General features: G+C 59.5%; 16 protein-coding genes. 8 read left to right on the forward strand and 8 right to left on the reverse strand.

Annotated elements, in window-relative coordinates:
- The first annotated feature begins 15 nt into the window (after positions 1-15).
- Positions 16-690, forward strand: coding sequence for a bifunctional 4-hydroxy-2-oxoglutarate aldolase/2-dehydro-3-deoxy-phosphogluconate aldolase (locus tag ACP7B0_RS09940; protein ID WP_426141111.1), 675 nt, complete (start codon positions 16-18; stop codon positions 688-690).
- 248 nt (positions 691-938) lie between these two features.
- Here the strand turns inward: ACP7B0_RS09940 and ACP7B0_RS09945 are convergent, their stop codons facing one another.
- Positions 939-2,138, reverse strand: coding sequence for an aminotransferase class V-fold PLP-dependent enzyme (locus tag ACP7B0_RS09945; protein ID WP_426141112.1), 1,200 nt, complete (start codon positions 2,136-2,138; stop codon positions 939-941).
- 17 nt (positions 2,139-2,155) lie between these two features.
- On the reverse strand, positions 2,156-2,389 hold the full coding sequence (locus ACP7B0_RS09950) for a DUF3820 family protein (protein ID WP_426141113.1): 234 nt from the start codon (positions 2,387-2,389) through the stop codon (positions 2,156-2,158).
- 226 nt (positions 2,390-2,615) lie between these two features.
- On the opposite strand from ACP7B0_RS09950, the gene ACP7B0_RS09955 reads away from it, so the two are divergent.
- On the forward strand, positions 2,616-3,086 hold the full coding sequence (locus ACP7B0_RS09955; protein ID WP_426141114.1) for a PA2169 family four-helix-bundle protein: 471 nt from the start codon (positions 2,616-2,618) through the stop codon (positions 3,084-3,086).
- Positions 3,087-3,249: 163 nt separating this feature from the next.
- Here the strand turns inward: ACP7B0_RS09955 and ACP7B0_RS09960 are convergent, their stop codons facing one another.
- From ACP7B0_RS09960 to ACP7B0_RS09985, 6 genes are all read right to left on the reverse strand, one after another.
- The gene (locus tag ACP7B0_RS09960) at positions 3,250-4,752 is read right to left on the reverse strand and encodes a sensor domain-containing diguanylate cyclase (RefSeq protein ID WP_426141115.1); all 1,503 of its coding nucleotides are present in this window, start codon (positions 4,750-4,752) and stop codon (positions 3,250-3,252) included.
- A gap of 309 nt (positions 4,753-5,061) precedes the next feature.
- Positions 5,062-5,283, reverse strand: a complete 222-nt coding sequence (locus ACP7B0_RS09965) for a hypothetical protein (RefSeq protein WP_426141116.1) — start codon at positions 5,281-5,283, stop codon at positions 5,062-5,064.
- Positions 5,284-5,397: 114 nt separating this feature from the next.
- On the reverse strand, positions 5,398-6,774 hold the full coding sequence (locus tag ACP7B0_RS09970; protein ID WP_426141117.1) for a heavy metal sensor histidine kinase: 1,377 nt from the start codon (positions 6,772-6,774) through the stop codon (positions 5,398-5,400).
- Entirely contained in the window at positions 6,764-7,441 is a 678-nt protein-coding gene (locus ACP7B0_RS09975; RefSeq protein ID WP_426141118.1) for a heavy metal response regulator transcription factor, read from the reverse strand. The genes ACP7B0_RS09970 and ACP7B0_RS09975 overlap by 11 nt, the downstream gene beginning before the upstream one ends.
- A 10-nt stretch (positions 7,442-7,451) precedes the next feature.
- Positions 7,452-10,565, reverse strand: coding sequence for a multidrug efflux RND transporter permease subunit (locus tag ACP7B0_RS09980; protein WP_426141120.1), 3,114 nt, complete (start codon positions 10,563-10,565; stop codon positions 7,452-7,454).
- Positions 10,562-11,719 (reverse strand): efflux RND transporter periplasmic adaptor subunit, encoded by a 1,158-nt coding sequence (locus ACP7B0_RS09985; protein ID WP_426141121.1) that lies wholly within the window; start codon positions 11,717-11,719, stop codon positions 10,562-10,564. The genes ACP7B0_RS09980 and ACP7B0_RS09985 overlap by 4 nt, the downstream gene beginning before the upstream one ends.
- A 297-nt stretch (positions 11,720-12,016) precedes the next feature.
- On the opposite strand from ACP7B0_RS09985, the gene ACP7B0_RS09990 reads away from it, so the two are divergent.
- The 6 genes from ACP7B0_RS09990 to ACP7B0_RS10015 all read left to right on the forward strand — a co-directional run bounded on the left by ACP7B0_RS09990 (position 12,017) and on the right by ACP7B0_RS10015 (position 18,557).
- Positions 12,017-12,403, forward strand: coding sequence for a hypothetical protein (locus ACP7B0_RS09990; RefSeq protein ID WP_426141122.1), 387 nt, complete (start codon positions 12,017-12,019; stop codon positions 12,401-12,403).
- 326 nt (positions 12,404-12,729) lie between these two features.
- A complete protein-coding gene (locus ACP7B0_RS09995; RefSeq protein ID WP_426141123.1) occupies positions 12,730-13,314 on the forward strand; it encodes a fimbrial protein in 585 nt (194 codons plus the stop codon).
- Between the two features lie 61 nt (positions 13,315-13,375).
- Positions 13,376-14,113: a fimbrial biogenesis chaperone gene (locus ACP7B0_RS10000; RefSeq protein ID WP_426141124.1), complete on the forward strand. Its 738-nt coding sequence runs from the start codon at positions 13,376-13,378 to the stop codon at positions 14,111-14,113.
- Between the two features lie 186 nt (positions 14,114-14,299).
- Positions 14,300-16,789: a fimbria/pilus outer membrane usher protein gene (locus tag ACP7B0_RS10005; protein ID WP_426141547.1), complete on the forward strand. Its 2,490-nt coding sequence runs from the start codon at positions 14,300-14,302 to the stop codon at positions 16,787-16,789.
- Complete coding sequence (locus ACP7B0_RS10010) at positions 16,786-17,556, forward strand: fimbrial biogenesis chaperone (protein ID WP_426141125.1); 771 nt, start codon at positions 16,786-16,788, stop codon at positions 17,554-17,556. The genes ACP7B0_RS10005 and ACP7B0_RS10010 overlap by 4 nt, the downstream gene beginning before the upstream one ends.
- 2 nt (positions 17,557-17,558) lie before the next feature.
- Positions 17,559-18,557, forward strand: coding sequence for a fimbrial protein (locus ACP7B0_RS10015; RefSeq protein ID WP_426141126.1), 999 nt, complete (start codon positions 17,559-17,561; stop codon positions 18,555-18,557).
- Positions 18,558-18,643 lie beyond the last annotated feature (86 nt).

Raw genomic sequence — 18,643 nt, forward strand, 5'->3', positions numbered from 1 at the left:
AAAGGATCCGCCGCCATGAAAACAGTCGAAAACAATCAGCCGCTTAACAGCATGGCGAACAAGATTTCCCAGATCGATGAGCTCTGCGCCAAGGCGAAGATTTTGCCGGTGATCACCATTGCTCGCGACCAGGATGTTCTGCCACTGGCGGACGCGCTGGCGGCGGGGGGCATGACGGCGCTGGAAATCACCTTGCGTTCGGCCTTTGGCCTGAGTGCCATTCGTATCCTGCGCGAGCAGCGTCCCGAGCTGTGTGTCGGTGCCGGTACCATTCTGGACCGCAAGATGCTGGCGGATGCTGAAGCGGCCGGCTCGCAGTTCATCGTGACGCCAGGCAGCACGCAGGACCTGCTGCAAGCGGCCCTGGACAGCCCGCTGCCATTATTGCCCGGCATCAGCAGTGCCTCGGAAATCATGATCGGTTACGCCATGGGCTATCGCCGGTTCAAACTGTTCCCGGCTGAAATCAGCGGCGGCGTTGCAGCCATCAAGGCCCTTGGCGGCCCGTTCAATGAAGTGCGTTTCTGCCCCACCGGTGGCGTCAACGCGGACAACCTCAAGAGCTACATGGCCCAACCCAATGTCATGTGCGTTGGCGGTACGTGGATGATTGATAACACCTGGGTCAAGAACGGCGATTGGGGCCGCATTCAGGAAGCCACCGCTCAGGCGATGGCGTTGTTCGATTGATTGCCTGACTGAACCCTTCGCGGGCAAGCCTCGCTCCAACGGTTATGGAGCTGTTGGAGCCCGCGAATCCTGAGTTGGAATGCAGTCCTGTTGGAGCGAGGCTTGCCCGCGAATCAGGCGCCTCGGCAGGCCAGGCCCACCAGGTTATCGTCCTTCGCAGGCAAGCCCCGCTCCAACGGGTTTCAAGGCGTTGGTTTCTTTGAGTTGTTGGCTTTACGGTGCGCCCTGGTCCGGCGCACCGTGTTTTTTCAAGCCAGTGCCCTCAATGCCTCCACCAGCAGGTGCATGTGCGCCGCAGGGGTGCTGAACCCCGGTGTGATGCGAATGCACGGGCCGCACGCTGAACCTTCCCGCGCCACCGTGAACAGGTTGTGTTCTTCCAGCAAGCGCTGCGCCATGAGTTGCTGATCGTCATGCCGTGTAAAGCGTAATGCCGTGATCCCGCAATACAGCCGTGGATCGTCCGGCGTCAGAACTTCCACCCCTTCCAGCTTCCGAGCCGGCTTGACCCAAAGGTCACGCAGGTAGCTCAGCCGTGCGCCTTTGGCGGCGGAACCGCCCATGGCCAGGTGCTCGTCGAAGACCTTGGGCAGCGTCATCCACGCCGGAATATTAGGCGTGCCATAGGGCACCAGCGCCCGGATGTCGTTCTTCGCGTAGCGTGTGTCGCCCATGTCGGCGTCAACCGATTCCAGATGGTCCTGTGCGACGTACACAAAGCCCAGGCTCAAGGGCGCGCCCATCCATTTCTGCAGGTTGTAACCGGCAAACGCGACGCCCAGTGCATCAAGCCTGAAGTCCAGCTGACCGAGGGCGTGGGCGCCGTCCAGAATCACGTCGATGCCGCGCGCCTTGGCCAGCGAAGCAATCGCCTGCACGGGCATGACCAGCCCGGTGCGATGGGTGACATGAGTCAGGGCCATGAGTTTGAGCCGCGGGGAGCGCTCGAGCGCCGTCTGGTAACTGTTCATCACGGTTTCAAAGCTGGCCGGATGGCGGTGCTGGACCTCGACGACTTCCACACCCCTGCTCTTGGCCAGCCAGCGCATGGCACTTTGCACGCTGAGGTAGTCCAGATCACTGATCAGCACCTGATCGCCCGGCTGCAACCGGTTGTAGTTGCGAATCAGCGATTGCAACGATTCGGACGCGCACCGGGTAATGGCGATTTCCTGAGGTGACACCCGCATCAGGTTTGCCAACTGGTTGTGAATGACCTGGCTATCGATTTCGTCGAACTGGTGGCGCACGAACACTGAGTTGCTGCGGTTCACGTAGTCGATGTTGCGCCGGTACGCCTCCATGACCTCGCGGGTCATGCGGCCGAAATACCCGTATTCCAGATTGATGGGGCCTGGTTCAACGTCATAGCGCCCGGCAATGTCGGCCCAGAACGCCTCATCGCGTGCGTGTTGCAGTACTGCCGGGTGTACCGGTGCATATTCCATTGCCATCTCGCTTGTGATCAGCCTTCTTTGAATTGCCGCGGTCGCGTGCGCAGCGGGTCGAGCAGTTCCGACAGACCGTTGTGGTCAATTTCCTGCATCAGCGCCAGCAACCCGCCCAGTTCGCTTTTCGGAAAGCCTTCCCGGGCAAACCAGTTCAGGTATTGCCCCGGAAGATCAGCGATCAACCGGCCTTTGTATTTGCCGAAAGGCATTTCCCGGGTGACGAGCAGCTTGAGTTTTTCCGGGTCCATCTCTGAGCCTCTCTGTGGTTTCGCGTGGAGAGCCACGATACGTGCATTCTGCATGCAGGCCAAAGGACAGTTCATGCAGAAATCACGATGCGTCTGTATGGGTTTTTCTATAAGTTGTTGAAAAATATGAAAATTAATCTGACGAAAAAGCTGGCACGCCTGCTGCAACTACCCAGTCATCAAACGTTTTTACTTTCGTATCAACCTGCCATTAAGGAAATTACCCATGACTGATATCAATAAAGAATCGATCTCTATCCTGAATGACCTGATCGAAACCAGCAAAGACGGCGAGAAAGGTTTCCAGACCAGCGCTGAAGACATCAAGAACCCGGCTGTAAAGGCGTTCTTCCTCAGCCGTTCCGCTGAAATCGCGACTGCTGTTCGCGAGCTGCAAGCTGAAGTACGTGCTTTGGGCGGCGATCCGGAAACCTCTTCCAGCGTCAGCGGCACACTGCACCGCGCCTGGGTTGACCTGAAGTCGACGCTGACCGGCAAAGACGACAAGGCCGTTCTGGAAGAAGTTGAGCGCGGCGAAGATGTGGCCAAAAAGGCTTACCGCGAAGCGCTGGAAAAAGCTCGCGAGAAAAACCTGCCTATGAACGTCATTTCGTTGATTGAAAAGCAGCAGGCCGGCGTTCAGGCAAACCATGACAAGGTTAAAGCACTGCGTGACGCAGCTCGCGCCGCTAGCTGATATCTGGCCCGCTTCGCCAACTGACGAGTTGGCGAACAGGTTTAGTGCATAAAAAACGCCAGTTTATCTGGCGTTTTTTTATTGTCCGGTGTTTGCCGGTTTGTCCGGGGTTTTTCTGGCATTGAGCCCCCGTCATCCAGATGCCGCGCTGTCGCCTATTGACTCACAGCCCTGCAACTTCCACGCGATTGCGGCCACGGTCTTTGGCCTCATACAACGCCTTGTCGGCCGCGTTGATCAACTCCGACAAGACCTCTCCGCTTTTCACCACCCTGGCAGCAAGTCCGATGCTCACCGTCAAGGGGTGAGTGCCTCCGCCATAGACGGGCATTGCCTGAACGCCTTGCCTGATCGTCTCCGCGATGATGCGAGCACCTTCCAGGTCGGTCTCGGGCAGGACGACGACAAACTCCTCGCCGCCGTAACGGGCCACAAAGTCGCCGGGTCGGCGAATGTTGCGCGTGATCGCCCGTGCCACATTGCGCAAGGCCTCATCGCCGCCATGGTGGCCGTGGCGAGCGTTGAACGCTTTGAAATCATCCACATCAACCATCAGCAATGCCAACGGCTTACTGGAGCGGATGGCTCGCAGCCATTCGACTCTCAGGACCTCGTCCAGTTTGCGCCGATTGGCCAGACCCGTTAGCGGATCGGTCTCGGCGCGCACCTTGAGTTCCGTCTGGGCCTGGCGGCGCAAGCGCAACTCCCGGCCCAGCAAGAGGGTCAAGCCGAAAATCCCCAGGCACAGCACACTGGTGGCGATGCCGACCAACTGCGCATTGCGTCGCCAGATGGCGTAGACCTCGCTCATGGATTGGCCCACGACCACGATCAACGGCAGGTCGCCCACGCGGGAAAACGTATAAAGGCGCTCGGTGTTGTCCAGTGCCGAAATACTGGTAAAACTGCCGACGCCTTCCTTGAGGATGCGCTTGAAATTAGGCGTCTGGCTAAAGTCCTCGCCGATCAGCTCCCGCCCTGCCATCTCGGGATGGCGAGCCAGCATGTAACCCTGGGTGTTGATCAGGCTCACACTGCTGCCTGGCCCGATGTCTACAGTGCGAAACAGCTGCTTGAAGTAACTCAGGCGCATGGCGCCACTGGCAATGCCCATGAACGAGCCGTCAGGAGCCGACATGCGTCGACTGAAGCTGATGCACCAATCCTTGAAGCCCCACCGCGATTTGAAAGGGCCGCCGACTTTCAAGTCCGGCGACGGGGTTTGGGCATGTTCTTGAAAATGGGGGCGGTCAGACACGTTCTCGGGCCTGGGATAAATGGAGGTGGAGTCGGCGAGGATATAACCGTTTTTGTCCAGCAACAGAAGGTCGCCCTTGAAGCGGGCGGAGGTGAAACGATCAAACAGCACCAAATGGCGCAGTTCGGGAGAAAGGTTTATCAAGTCCGGGCGCTGCCAGGCTTTGATCATGCCCTGCAAAGACGTGTCGTAAAGTTCGGCGTTGCGCAACACGTCAGCCTCAATCAGCTGCACGATGTTGGACGCCGCGCGGGCGGCATCCTCCTTGGCCTCGTGATGCTCCTGGCTCAGCAGCGAGATGATGATTAACAGCAGTGCGCCGACCGCGAGGGAACTTCCGCCGATCAGGATGAATTCTGGCTGGCGCCATTTCTTGCGGAGATCGGGGCTGAAAAAAGGAGCAGTCATTGCGCTGAGAAAGGCTCGATGAATAGGCTGACTGCCTCAAGTACCTTGTGGGTTGCTTGGGTAGTCGGCTTGAAAGTGAAGGTAGTTCAGGTATTTATAACCTCATCTTGAGGGGGCGCAACACAATGTATTTTTGCTGGCGAGTACAAAGTCTTCTCAATTTGAGTCAAGACTGTGCCAATCAGGCTTATTGTTGCTGCTTGGGTAATAAATGGCGCACAAAAAAGCCGCTGAAGATCAGCGGCTAAAACAATCAATCATGGGCTGTACGCCCGATCAATTGTGGAGGGAAGCGAGGTGGCCGTCAGGTCAGCCTTTTTCGGCAGTCTGATCGGGCTGCTGTTTGACCAGCTTCTGGCGTGTGCGCAAGTCTTGCGCCTTTGTCGCGGCCTGCTGCTGTGATTTCTCCAGCTGCGCCTGGCGGGCGGCGTTGCGAGCGACGAATGTCTGAGACTCGCTGGCGGATACCAAAGGGGAAAAAACCAGTGAAGACACCACGAAAAGACTGGCAATACCCATACTGTTCGACATCTTTGTAACCTTGCCCATCGGCAGTCGCTCATTAAGTGCGACAACGATATAGGGGGCCAGGCGCCAAAAAAAGAACAATGTAGATGAATAACTGTTGCTTTAAATGCAATAGTCTCAAGCGTCTGGGCTCAGGGGTAAATTGATTCCAAACGTGTTGAAGCCAGCCTGGCTACGCACAAACACCGTGCCGCCATGCATCAGGGCAATGGCTTTGACGATCGCCAGCCCAAGACCGTGATTGGCCCCGCTGTTACTGCGTGACGCATCCACCCGATAGAAGCGCTCGAACAGTTTGGGCAGGTGTTCCTGAGCAATTTCACTGCCAGGGTTGGCCACGGCGATGCTCACGTGATCCGGGTGTTCGACGATCTCGACCTGGATGACGTTTCCGGGCTCGGTGTGTTGCACCGCGTTGTGCAACAGGTTGATCAGCGCCCGGCGCAGGTGCGCTTTTTCGATGGGAACGCTGGCATCGCCCAAGACATGAACCTGCACCTTAGCGTCTTCGAGAATGAAATCCAGGTAGTCCAGCGTGGTCCCGACCTCCTGCGCCAAGGACGTGCAGGTCAGCTCGGTCACTTTGCTGCCCTGGTCGGCGCTGGCCAGAAACAGCATGTCGTTGATGATCGAGCGAAGGCGTTCCAGTTCCTCAAGATTGGATTGCAGCACTTCGAAATAATGCTCGGCCGAGCGCCCGCGGGTCAGGGCCACCTGGGTCTGGCCGATCAGGTTGGTCAGGGGCGAGCGCAATTCATGGGCAACGTCGGCATTGAACGATTCCAGGCGGGAATAGGCTTGCTCGACGCGCTCCAGAATCGAGTTGAACGAGGTGACGAACTGGTTCAGTTCAGGTGGCAACGGTGACAGTTTCAGGCGCCCGGACAGACGTGGCGGGGCGAGTTTGCGAGCCTCCTGGGACAGGCTGGTCAAAGGCCGCAGGCCGATACGTGCCACCCAGTAACCCAGTACCGAAGCCAGCAAAATGCCGACCACCGCGAGGCTGATGAGGGCAATCAGCAGCGAGTGTTGGGTCTGCCAGAAGGTTTCGGTGTCGATGGCGATGAGAAAGCGCAACGGTGGCCGTTGGTCCTTGGCGGCGAATTGGCTGACCAGCACTTTGAACGGGTATTCATGGCCCGCCAGTTCCAGATCGCGCATGCCCAGCGGACCCTTGGCGAAGGCTCGAATCCGGGCGTCAGGATTGCCGAATTCATAGCTGGGGTTGTCGCTCACTATCCAGAAGTGCAGTCGCTTGTCTTCCTCACTGAGCAATTTGAGTTTGGCGTTGATCTTCACCCAATGCTCTGGCGTGCCGAAGCGATTGACCGCCGATTCCAGCACGCTGTAACGCGCATCGACCTCTGCTTCGGGCAGCAGGCCCAGGCCTTTGTCCACCTGCAAATACAGCGCCCAGCCGATCAGGGTGAAGACCAGCAAGGCGACCAGCGCAAACATGCCGCTCAAGCGCAGGGCGATGGAATCAGCCTTCACTGCGGTTCTCCAGTACGTAACCCATGCCGCGAATGGTGTGCAGCAGTTTCTGCTCGAACGGCCCGTCCAGCTTTGCACGCAAGCGTTTGATGGCGACTTCGACAACATTGGCGTCGCTGTCGAAATTGATGTCCCAGACCATCTCGGCGATAGACGTCTTGGACAGGATCTCGCCCTGGCGGCGAGCCAGCACGCTGAGCAGGGAAAACTCCTTGGCGGTGAGATCCAGACGTGTGCCCGCCCGCATGGCCTTGCGGCTGATCAGGTCGATCCACAGATCAGCGACGCTGATCTGGACCGGTTCGTGGGCGCTGGTACGCCGGGTCAGGGCTTGCAGCCGGGCGACCAGTTCCAGGAACGAAAAGGGTTTGCCCAGGTAATCGTCGGCGCCCTCGCGCAAGCCGCGAATACGATCATCCACCTGTTCCCGTGCCGTGAGCATGATGACCGGGGTCTGCTTGCGGGCACGCAGGGCGCGCAGCACGCCGAAGCCGTCCAGGCCAGGCAGCATGACGTCGAGGATGATGACGTCGTAGTCACTTTCCAGGCTCATGTGCAGGCCTTCAATGCCTTCCCGCGCAAGGCTCACGGTATACCCCTGTTCCGTCAGACCGCGATGCAGGTAGTCGGCGGTTTTCTCTTCATCTTCAATAATCAGGACGCGCATGAAGCAAGTCTCACTGGGTTGTCGCCAGCGTCCGGGCCGGCTTGGCCGCGGCGGCTGGATGGCGTCGATGGAACACATGCTCAAGCTGCAAGTAGATCACGGGCGTGGTGAACAGTGTCAGGGCCTGGCTGACCAACAAGCCGCCGACCACCGCGATGCCCAGCGGCTGGCGCAATTCTGCCCCCACGCCATAGCCGAGCATCAAGGGCAACGCGCCGAGCAGTGCCGCCAGCGTCGTCATGATGATTGGCCGAAAGCGTGTCAGGCACGCTTCATAAATGGCTTCCTGCGGGCTCAGACCCCGTTCCCGTTGGGCTTCCAGTGCGAAGTCCACCAGCAGAATGCCGTTTTTCTTGACGATGCCGATCAGCAGCACCACACCAATCAACGCCATGATCGAAAAATCCTGGCCCATCAGCCAAAGCAGTAACAGTGCGCCGATCCCGGCGGAGGGCAGGGTGGAGATGATTGTCAGCGGATGCACGAAGCTTTCGTACAACACACCGAGAATGATGTACACCGCCACCAGCGCGGCGAGGATCAGCCAGGGCTGATTGGCCAACGAACTCTGGAACGCCTGCGCCGCCCCCTGGAAGTTGCCGGAGATCGCCGCCGGCATACCGATCTCGGCCTTGGCTTGATCGAGCATACGCACCGCATCGCCCAGCGCGACGCCTTTGGACAGGTTGAACGAAAGGTTGGCGGCCGGGAACATGCCGTCATGACTGATCGACAACGGCCCCATGGTCGGCGCCCCGACTTTCGCCAGTGCCGAGAGCGGCACCATCTCCCCCGTCAGGGGTGAACGCAGATAGAAGTACGCCAGGCTTTCGGCCTTGCCCCGCTGTTTGGCGTCCAGTTCAAGAATCACCTTGTACTGATTGATCTCGGTCTGGAACTCACTGATCTGCCGCTGCCCGAACGCATCGTAGAGGGCCTGATCCACGTCGGTGGTGGTCAAGCCGAAACGCGCGGCGGCGCTGCGATTGATGTCGATGTGGGTCACGCTGCCACCCAGTTGCAGGTCGTTGGACAGGTCGCGGAAAGCGGGATTGGCGCGCAGCTTTTCGGTCAGCCGTTCGGTCCAGGTATTGAGCAGCGGGCCATCGTTGCTCTTGAGCACATATTGATACTGGCTGCGGCTTGGGCCGGAGCTCAGGTTGATGTCCTGACCGGCGCGCAGGTACAGGACGATGCCCGGTATTTTCGCCAGCTTGGGACGTAGCCGGTCGATGAACTCACTGACGGACACATCGCGATCACCACGTGGTTTCAGGGAAATCCAGAACCGGCCGTTGGCAATGGTCTGGTTGCTGCCGGTTACGCCCACGGAATGAGAAAACGCCAGGACCGCAGGGTCTTCACCGACGATTTTCGCCAACGCCTTATGCTTTTCAACCATGTCCGGGTAGGAAATATCAGCGGCGGCCTCGCTGGTCCCGAGTACGAAAGCAGTGTCCTGCACCGGGAAAAACCCCTTCGGAATGATCACGTAGCCCACGACGGCCAGAACCAGCGTCAGGCCGAAAATGCCCAGCATCACCCGTTGATGGGCCAGCGCCTTGCGCAACCCGCGTTCATAAAGCGCCAGCAAGCGCTCGCCAAAGCCTGGCTTGGCGTGAGGATTGTGCTTGGGGGCGCGCATGAACAGCGCGGCGAGGGTGGGCGCGAGGGTCAGGGAAACCACCACGGAAATCAGAATGGTGGCGGTCGCGGTCAAGGCGAATTCTTTGAACAACCGTCCGACCACACCGCCCATGAACAGCAACGGGATAAACGCCGCCACCAGAGAGAAACTGATGGACACGACGGTGAAGCCGATTTCCCCGGAACCCTTGATGGCGGCCTCGCGCATGCCGTCACCGGCTTCCAGATGGCGGTGGATGTTTTCCACCACCACGATGGCGTCGTCCACTACGAAGCCGACGGCCACCACGATGGCCACCAGCGTCAGATTGTTCAGGCTGAACCCGAAGATATACATCACGGCAAAGCTGGCGATCAACGAAACGCCCAGAACCGCGCTGACAATCAGGGTGGCCGAGAGCTGCCGCAGAAACAATGCCATGACCGCGACCACCAGTAATACCGCGATCAGCAAGGTCATTTCCACTTCGTGCAGGGACGCCCGGATGGTGCGGGTCCGGTCATTGAGCACGGTGACTTCAACGGATGCGGGGAGCATTTCTTGCAGCCTTGGCAGTTCGCTTTGAATCCGGTCCACGGTTTCCACGATATTGGCGCCGGGCTGGCGGAAGATCACCACGTTGACACCCTGTTGCTCGCCGGACCAGGCCCGCACGTAGGCGTTTTCCGAGCCATCCACCACCCGCGCCACATCCCGCAGATGCACTGGCGCGCCGTCTTTATAGGACACGATCAACTGCGCGTAGTCCTGCGGCCGAAACAGTTGGTCGTTGGCGGAAATCGTCGACACGCTGTCCTTGCCATACAGCGCGCCCTTGGCCAGGTTCAGGCTGGTCTGCTGCACCGCCTCGCGAATGTCAGCCAGGGTCAGGCCCAGGGCCGCGAGTTTTTCCGGGGCAGCCTGTACGCGAATCGCCGGCCGTTGCTGCCCGACGATGGAAACCTGGCCGACGCCGTCGATCTGGCTCAACTGCCGCGCCAGCAGCGACTCAGTGACGTCGCTCAGTTCCGTGCCCGGCATCAAGGTCGAACTGACGGTGAGGATCAGTACGGGACTGTCCGCCGGATTGACCTTGCGCCAGGTCGGCAGGTTGGGCATGTCGGCGGGCAGACGGCCCGCCGCCGTATTGATCGCGGCCTGAACCTCCTGTGCGGCGGTGTCGATGCTTTTGTCGAGGGTGAATTGCAAGGTCAGGTTGGTCGACCCCAAGGCGCTGCTTGACGTCATTTGGGTCATGCCGGGAATGGCGCTGAATTGCACTTCCAGCGGCGTTGCCACCGAAGACGCCATGGTTTCCGGGCTGGCACCCGGCAGTTGCGCCGACACCTGAATGGTCGGGAATTCCGCCTCCGGCAGTGGCGCAACCGGCAGCCTCGGGAACGCGATAACCCCCAGCAGCACCAAGGCAAAGGTCAGCAGCAGCGTGGCAACCGGGTGATCCACGCACCATGCCGAAACGGAACCGCGGCCTTTCATCGTGCGGTCTCCAGGTCGGCGGTGTCTGCGCCAGTCTCCTGGCGTACCACTTCGATACGTGAGCCTGGCTTGAGTCGGGACTGGCCATCACTGACCAACACATCGCCAGCGCGAGGGCCGGTGATCAACGTCAGGTCGCTGTCCTGATAGAGCACCTGCACCGGCACCACCTCGACTTTGCCGTCCGTGACCCGATAAGCAAAGTGCCTGTCCATACCGCGCTGAACCACCTGTGGCGGGACTTTCAAGGCGTCGCGCTCGATGCCTGTCTGGATCTTCACGGTGACCAGTTGACCCGGCCAGAGCAGTTGTTTCGGGTTGTTGAACTCCGCCTTGGCGCGAATGGTGCCGGTGGTGGCCGAAACCTGATTGTCGATCAGTTTCAGTTGGCCTTCACCGAGCAAGGTGCCATTGTCGCCGTCACCCAGGAAGGCCTTGACGGCAGCGGGTGTGCTGGCCGTGAGCAGACCCTGCAACGTCGGCAGCATCTGTTGCGGCAGGGAAAACTCCACGGAGACCGGATCGATCTGCGTGACGGAAAACAGCCCTTGGGTATCGCTGACCCGCAGGAAATTGCCTTCATCCACATTGCGGATGCCCACACGACCCGTCACGGGGGAGCGAATCTGCGTGTAGGAAAGCTGCACTTGCGAGGCGTTGATGGCGGCCTGATTGCCCAATACCGTCGCCTTGAGCTCGTTGACCAGTGCTTGCTGTTGATCGAAGGTCTGTTTGGAGATGCCGTTTTCCGCACTCAGCAGGCGATAGCGTTTCAGGTCCAGTTGCGCAACGCTCAGTTGCGCCTGGCTTTGCGCCAGTTGGGCCTTGGCCTGATCCAGCGCGGCGCGAATCGCCCGGTCATCAATGATGGCCAGTAGATCCCCGGCCTTGACGGCCTGACCTTCCTTGACCAGCACTTTGGTGAGGGTGCCGTCCACTTGCGTACGGATGACCACACTTTGCAGCGACATCACGGAGCCGATGCCCGTCACGAAGCGCGGCACATCCTCCTCGACCACACTCACTACCTTGACCGGAACCGCAGCGGGGGCGCTGACCCTGGCCGTTGCAGGTCGGGTCAGGCTCCAACTGACGAGGGCAATCAGGCTCGCAACGAGCGTGATCACGAGGACGGTTCTGGTTTGTCTACGCATGCGAGCGGCGCCGGGAAGGTCAGGAAACGGGGAGATTGTAAACAGCGCCTCCTTTATAGCGTGCCAACCCGGTCAAGAGAATGACTGCTACCTGTCAGAAATGTCAGCAAACCTATAGAAACCACCCGAGCCATCATCAAGAAAAAAACAGGGCGGGCGATATCTGATAACGAAAGGTGCATGTTTTCAAGAGATGCATTTTTTGTTCGGAGCATCTGCGGTGAGTCGAAAGATCCCATACAGACGTGTTTGCACCGAAATCAATCATTTCAAGGTGGAAAGGCGGAGTCATTGCAAATGAAAAATGAACAATTGGATGTGGCGTACTCTGTGAAAGCGTGCATGAAAAAGATTGCTGTACTGCTTATTGCTGTTCCACTGTTAGCGACACCCGTCGCGGTGTCAGCCAGTAATGGGGTCATCAGCTTTCGCGGGCAAATAACCAACCCCACCTGTGCGGCATCGCAGCCCGCAACTGTGATGCCTGCACGCACGATTGAGCTTGCAAACGTTTCGGCGCAGATTACAGTCATGGTCGAGTCTTCACGAACAGCTTGCGGACAACAGGCTGCTCCCTTTTCAACCCGTTTCACCTTGCTACCGATACTTGAAAATCCTGTCAGTCGGTCTGAAAAAACCGGTACAGAAGGCCGTGCGGGCATATTGACCATGAGTTATGAGTAAGGCACGTGCGACGCCTGCTGCGCTGCGATATCACGTCTTCACAACGTGACGTTGCTGCGCAGCAAAAAAGAATAACCCGCTGTGCATAAGTCAATAACGACTTCGGTACTTTGCCTGATCTTTTTAATCGGGTATTCCCTGTACTGCCCCGATTCATTGGCCAATGAGTGAAAGTCGTTTATTCCTACAGAATGATCCCGCGCCCCTCGTTGGATAATCCCTTTTATTAAAGTAACGATGCTGACAGCGATCAAATAGATCGAACCCTATAGTGCGTGGCGTCCGATTCAGGGCATACACGAAATAACACAAGGAATGTCGTTAGCATGAAAAAACTTACGTTTGGTTTGATAGCAGCAGGTGCATTGTCGTTGGGAATGGCAGGTACCGCCAACGCCGCAAACAACGGCAAACTGGTCTTCAGCGGTACGCTGACTAATATTTCCTGTGATGTCGCGCCGGGTACGGGCACTTCTCCCGGTGCCGATCCGGGTGAAATTGCTGTGGATATGGGCAACGTATCGTTTTCCGAAATCGGTACTTCGTCGCAAGCCGAACTGTCCACCGCCCGACCTATTCAGTTGCTGGTCAACTGCACTTCCGGTGTCGATCAATACAATCTGGTGAAGATGCGCTTCTCCGCTCGCTCCGGCAGCGGCCTGGATAATAACGACGCCAAGTTGCTGCGCACCACCGGCGCGGCGGACGGTGTGGGCATTGGTCTGTTGAATGCCGCGAATCAGATCATGGACCTGGGCGGCACCGAGACAATCGACAAGCCGCTGATCAAGGATGGCGTGGGCGGAGCGACTGCCGAGCTTAATTTTGGCGCGGTCTATGTCCTCAATGGCACCACGACCAACCCCGGCAATGCTGACGGCTTTATGCCTTTCGTTCTGGATTACGAGTAATCCAACAGGCGGGGCGAGCCTGGCTCGCTCCGCCTCACTCTGGACTCAAGGCGGCACCTTCATGATTTCTCCCCTTTATCGCTGCGTGGCGTTACTCGCCGGTGTCCTGCTGACGATCAACAGTCACGCGGGCATTGTGCTCAATACCACGCGAATCATTTATCCCGCACAAGACAAGGAAGTCAGCTTCGGTGTGCACAACACCGGCAGCGCGGAAATTCTCTTGCAGAGCTGGCTTGAACCTAACGTGGACAATCCCGATCCGGGCAGACTTCCCTTTGTTGTCACCCCGGCGCTGGCCCGGATGGCGGGCGATGGCAAACAGTTGCTGAGGATTATCTACGCGGGCACCGATATGCCTCGGGACCGTGAGTCAGTGCTTTGGCTCAATGTGCAGGAAATTCCTCAGGCCGCGCCGGAAAACTCATTACAGGTCGCTATCCGCCAGCGAATCAAAGTGTTCTTCCGCCCCGAGGGTTTGCAGGGCGACCCCGCCAAGGCTGCGCAGACCTTGCGGTGGCGGCTCGGGCCGGACGTACTGGTGGTGGAAAATCCAGGGGCCTTTTACGTGTCCATGGTGAAAATCCAGTTACGCCAGGGCGCCCGGACACTGCTTGGCAAAGACAGCCAGATGATCGCGCCGGGGCAGAGCGTGCAGATCCCTTTCGAGCACCGGCCCAAGGTGGCGGCCACGGACCTGAGTTTCATCAGCATCAATGACTTCGGGGGCCAGGACGCTTATCGCGCCCGTCTGAACGCAGAGCAGACCGTGCAGGCGGTCAAGGCCGAACCGCGTTAGCCCAATAAAACCTGATGTATCCGTTTACGAGCCTCGCCCTGCGGCGGCTCTGTCGTCATGCGTGTGCGTGAAAGGATCTCGCTACCCGCGCAATGCCTGAATCGAGTGAAACCGCTAATGGAATGGCTATATCTGAAAACCAGGGAGTTCACCCCGGCACCTGTGCCACGCATGGCCTGTGCCACCATGTCGAGCATCATCTTGGCAGGCGGATTGATGAGTGGCGCGCTGCTGCTTTTTGCGCCGCTTTCCTGGGCGGCTGACCGCCGTGACGCGCCCGCCGTGAAGTTCAATACGGCGTTTATTCAAGGCAGCGATCAGCCTCCCGAACTCACCGAGTTCCTGAAGGCCAACAGCGTGCTGCCCGGTTCTTATCGGGTCGACATCTACGTCAATCGTGCATTGAGCGGGCGGCGCGACATCACCTTCAGCCAGAACCCCGTTTCTGGCCGTGTCGAGCCTTGCCTGACGCTGCCGATGTTGCAGGCGTTCGGTCTGGATCTGGAGCGACTGCAAGCCTCGGCACCGCCGCAGCAGGCGGAGCAAAGCTGTTTTGATCTGTCCCGGATCGAGTTTGCCCGTGTCGACTATCAGCCTAATGCGCTGCGCCTGAGTATCAGCGTGCCGCAAGTCTTGATGACGCGCAGTGCCAGAGGCTTCGTTGCACCTGAGCTCTGGGATGCGGGCGAGCCGGTGGGGTTCGCGAACTACAGCTTCAATGCCAGCCGCCGCCGGAATCAGCGGGAGGAGGCCGACCAGTATTACCTGGGGTTGCGCAATGGCGTGAACCTTGGCGCGTGGCGTCTGCGCAACGAGTCCTCCCTGGTTTACGGCGATGACCAGCCGTATCGCTTTCGCAGTAATCGCACCTTTGTGCAGCGCGACGTCAGCGCGCTGAAGAGTCAGTTGACCCTGGGCGAAACCTTCACGGATTCCCGGGTGTTCGACAGTGTGCGGTTCAGAGGTGCCGCGCTCGCCTCTGACGACGGGATGCTGCCCGACAGCGAACGCATCTTTGCGCCGACCATTCGCGGCATCGCTGAAACCAATGCCGCAGTAGAAGTGCGGCAGAACGGGTTTCTGCTGTACAGCGGCAACGTTTCGCCGGGGCCTTTTGAGATCACGGACATCTACCCCAGCGGCTCGAACGGCGACCTGCAAGTCACGATCATCGAAGCTGACGGGCGACGGCGCGCGTTCACCCAGGCCTATGCGTCGCTGCCGATCATGGTGCCGGAAGGTGCGTTGCGCTTCAGTCTGGCGGCGGGGCAAGTGGACGACAACGGCAGCGATCGACAAACACCGACCTTTGCCAGCGCAGCGTTGATCTACGGTGCGTCAGAGCGGATCACTGGTTTTGGCGGCCTGCAAGTTGCCGAGGATTATCAGGCCAGCAATGTCGGCGCGGGGGTGAATACGGGGTTCGGCGCGCTGTCCGCCGACGTGACGCAGTCGATCAGCGAGGTGCGTCGCCAAAGCAGTGTCGGCCAGAGCCTGCGCCTGCGTTACGTCAACACCCTGGACGTGACCGACACCACCCTGGCCATCGCCGGTTATCGGTATTCAACCGAGAAATACCGGACCTTGAGCGAGCATGTCGATGAGCTGGCCGGCCCTGCCGACCGTTTTTCCGCCGGTCGCGCCAAAGACCGTTTCGAGCTCAACGTCACCCAGACATTCCCCGGGCAGTCCGGCAGCCTGGGCCTGACCGCTTCGGAGCAGCGTTACTGGAACCTGCCCGGCAAGACGCGCCAGTTTTACCTGTCCTGGAATGCGGCGTGGCGCAGCCTCAGTTACAGCCTGTCTCTGGAAAGCAATCGCGAGGTGGGCGGTTCCGGACGAGACGAGAGTGACCGGCGCATTGCCTTGAGCATGACCTTACCCTTGGGTTCAAGCCCCGGTTCCTCGCGTCTGTCATTCAACGGCGTGCGGGACACATCAGGGGACTACAACGCGCAAGTGGGCCTCAACGGTCAGGTGCTGGAGCAGCGCAACACGTTTTATTCGGTTCAGGTCGGGCAGGACAGCAGCTCCGGCAGCTTCGGTTCCGGCAAAGTCAGCACCACGACGTCGTTTGGTCGTTTCGAGGCCGGCTACAGCCAGGGCCGAGACTACGATGCGTTCAGCGTTGGCGCGGCAGGGTCGTTGGTGGCGCATGAGGGCGGTATCAATCCTGGCCAATCCCTGGGGGAAACCTTTGCCCTCATCGAAGTCCCTCAGGTCAGCGGCGCCCGGCTCACCAGTTTCAACAACGTCGAAACCGGCGCCAACGGCTATGCCGTGCTGCCCTACGCACAGCCGTATCGCACCAACTGGATCACCCTCGACACGCGGCGGTTGGGCGCCGATGTCGATCTGGATCATGCCATTACCCAGATCGTGCCTCGCCGTGGCGCCATGCCGGTGGTGCGGTTCAAGGCAGCGGTGGGGCGGCGCGTGCAGTTCCGGTTGCTGCGCGCGGATGGCAGCAAGGTGCCCCTGGGGGCCAGTGTCGAGAGCGCGGATGGCAAGTCGTTGGCGGTGGTCGATCCCACGGGCCATGCCTTGGTGCTCAGTGAGCAGGACAGCGGCGAGCTGACGGTCAAGTGGGCCGACACGCTATGCCGGGCCACGTACGCCTTGCCCGCCAAAGATCCCAAGCGCGCCTATGAGCGCGTCACGGTGAGGTGCCAATGAATCGCCCCATTCTGTTGATCGTGTTGGTTTATCTGATCCTGACCGCGCTGATTTCGTGGCCCGGCCTGAAAGCGTTTGGCGCGGTTTCCCTGACTGGCACGCGGTTGATCTTCGACGGGCGCTTTCCTGAGACCAGCATCGTGGTCACCAACCACAGTGCCCATCAAACGCTGATTCAGGCCTGGCTGACGGATGCCCGCGACGAAGAGGGTAACCCTGGCCAGACCCGCAGCGACCTGCCGTTCGTGCTCACGCCCCACCTGTCGCAACTGGACGGGCACGGCAGGCAGACGTTGCGCGTGCTGTATCAGGGTGAAGGCATGCCTCGGGACAAGGAGTCATTGCTGCACCTGTACGTGCTGGAAATCCCCCGGCGCGAGCAAGGCAAAAACCAGCTGAGCATTGCCGTGCGCCGCCGCATCAATGTGTTCTATCGGCCCGACAGGCTGGCGGGCGATCCGGCTGAAACAGCGAGTCTGCTGCGCTGGACACTGTCCGCGCACAGCGGGTTGCGTGTCGAGAATCCCACGGCCTTTCATGCCGCACTCCTTGACGTGAAGCTCGATGGCGTCGAACTCACGGATCACCTGCTGCTGGCGCCGGGCGCCAGCCAGACGTTTGCCCCCGCGCCGGGAGGGCGACGCGTGTCGTTCAGCGCGCTTACCGACTACGGCGCGCCTCGTGCCTATTGCGCCCATGTGAAGGCAGGCGAGCCGTTCAGCGCTCGTTTGCTCAATCCAGTTCCTCAACCGCTAAAGGAATGCTGACCATGAATACTCCCCAACGCCCTCGCTGGTGTCAGCTGTTGTTCGTGGCCGTGTTGTTGAGCCCGGCCAGCTGCTTCGCTCTGGTGTGCAAAACCCAGGGCTCAGGCCAGACGCTGATTCGCGACGATCTGGACAGCAGCGTGGCGATTGCCGCCACGCTGCCCGATGGCGACATTGTCTGGCGTTCGCCGCGTCACGACATCCATGTCGAATGCGCCAAGGACGGTACACCTGGGGTTCAGGAAGAAATCTTCGTTTACCTGAACCCCGACAATCTGCAGATCGGCCAGGGCATTCGCGCAGGCTTGACGCTGGGCGGCGTGGATTATCTGCAAAGCGGCGGTCGGATCGCTACCGGTCAGTTTTTGCCGGTGTGCCATGAGGCAGAGGCCGATATCGATGCTTGCCCCAAGGCGATTTTCAATCTGGGATTTTCGGTGTTCATCCAGAAATTCGGGCCGACCCCACCGTCCGGGGTAGCCAGTGACTTGCAGGACTATCGGCTCTTCCAGCTCGACAGCCTTTCCGGGCCCAATCCACTGCCTGGCCACACGTTCAGTTACCTGATCAACAACTTGTCCGGGCTGCGCTTTGTGGCGTGTGACGCCCAGTTACAGGTCGTGCCGGAGACTGTCGAGTTCGGCACCATTGCCATTGCGCGCGTGGGAGTAGGCAACGTCATTGATCGCCGACCGTTTTACCTGACCACCCGGCGATCCTGTGATTCACCCTTCAGCCTCGGGGCGCGTTTCAGGGCCGTCACGGGAACAGTGTCCGGGGATTTCCTGGTTCCGGCGGCCAATAACGGGGTAGGTATTCGTATCGTCAATGGTCTGGGCGGCACGATCCTGCGGTACAACGAGCCGTTCCATCTGGCCGATATGCTCGGGGACACGCAAACCGCGAGTGTCGGCTTCAACGCAGAATTGGTGTGGCAAACCTCAGCCCCCAAAGCCGGGCCGTTCGAAGCGGAGGTGATGGTGGATTTGTTTTATAAATAGCGTCAGCCGATGAGAGGTGAGGAAGGCGACAGGCGGGTCACGAGGGATTCAGGTATGCTGCGCGGCCGTTCGACGACCGAATCCCC

Origin of the sequence: Pseudomonas sp. DWP3-1-2, assembly GCF_049896285.1 — a bacterium.
In the GTDB taxonomy this organism is placed as follows: domain Bacteria; phylum Pseudomonadota; class Gammaproteobacteria; order Pseudomonadales; family Pseudomonadaceae; genus Aquipseudomonas.

Excerpts from the sequence above, each read along its gene's own strand:
- ACP7B0_RS09940 (WP_426141111.1), top strand. The coding sequence starts at position 16 with ATGAAAACAGTCGAAAACAATCAGCCGCTTAACAGCATGGCGAACAAG.
- ACP7B0_RS09945 (WP_426141112.1), bottom strand. The coding sequence starts at position 2,138 with ATGGAATATGCACCGGTACACCCGGCAGTACTGCAACACGCACGCGAT.
- ACP7B0_RS09950 (WP_426141113.1), bottom strand. The coding sequence starts at position 2,389 with ATGGACCCGGAAAAACTCAAGCTGCTCGTCACCCGGGAAATGCCTTTC.
- ACP7B0_RS09955 (WP_426141114.1), top strand. The coding sequence starts at position 2,616 with ATGACTGATATCAATAAAGAATCGATCTCTATCCTGAATGACCTGATC.
- ACP7B0_RS09960 (WP_426141115.1), bottom strand. The coding sequence starts at position 4,752 with ATGACTGCTCCTTTTTTCAGCCCCGATCTCCGCAAGAAATGGCGCCAG.
- ACP7B0_RS09965 (WP_426141116.1), bottom strand. The coding sequence starts at position 5,283 with ATGTCGAACAGTATGGGTATTGCCAGTCTTTTCGTGGTGTCTTCACTG.
- ACP7B0_RS09975 (WP_426141118.1), bottom strand. The coding sequence starts at position 7,441 with ATGCGCGTCCTGATTATTGAAGATGAAGAGAAAACCGCCGACTACCTG.
- ACP7B0_RS09980 (WP_426141120.1), bottom strand. The coding sequence starts at position 10,565 with ATGAAAGGCCGCGGTTCCGTTTCGGCATGGTGCGTGGATCACCCGGTT.
- ACP7B0_RS09985 (WP_426141121.1), bottom strand. The coding sequence starts at position 11,719 with ATGCGTAGACAAACCAGAACCGTCCTCGTGATCACGCTCGTTGCGAGC.
- ACP7B0_RS09990 (WP_426141122.1), top strand. The coding sequence starts at position 12,017 with ATGAAAAATGAACAATTGGATGTGGCGTACTCTGTGAAAGCGTGCATG.
- ACP7B0_RS09995 (WP_426141123.1), top strand. The coding sequence starts at position 12,730 with ATGAAAAAACTTACGTTTGGTTTGATAGCAGCAGGTGCATTGTCGTTG.
- ACP7B0_RS10000 (WP_426141124.1), top strand. The coding sequence starts at position 13,376 with ATGATTTCTCCCCTTTATCGCTGCGTGGCGTTACTCGCCGGTGTCCTG.
- ACP7B0_RS10005 (WP_426141547.1), top strand. The coding sequence starts at position 14,300 with ATGTCGAGCATCATCTTGGCAGGCGGATTGATGAGTGGCGCGCTGCTG.
- ACP7B0_RS10010 (WP_426141125.1), top strand. The coding sequence starts at position 16,786 with ATGAATCGCCCCATTCTGTTGATCGTGTTGGTTTATCTGATCCTGACC.
- ACP7B0_RS10015 (WP_426141126.1), top strand. The coding sequence starts at position 17,559 with ATGAATACTCCCCAACGCCCTCGCTGGTGTCAGCTGTTGTTCGTGGCC.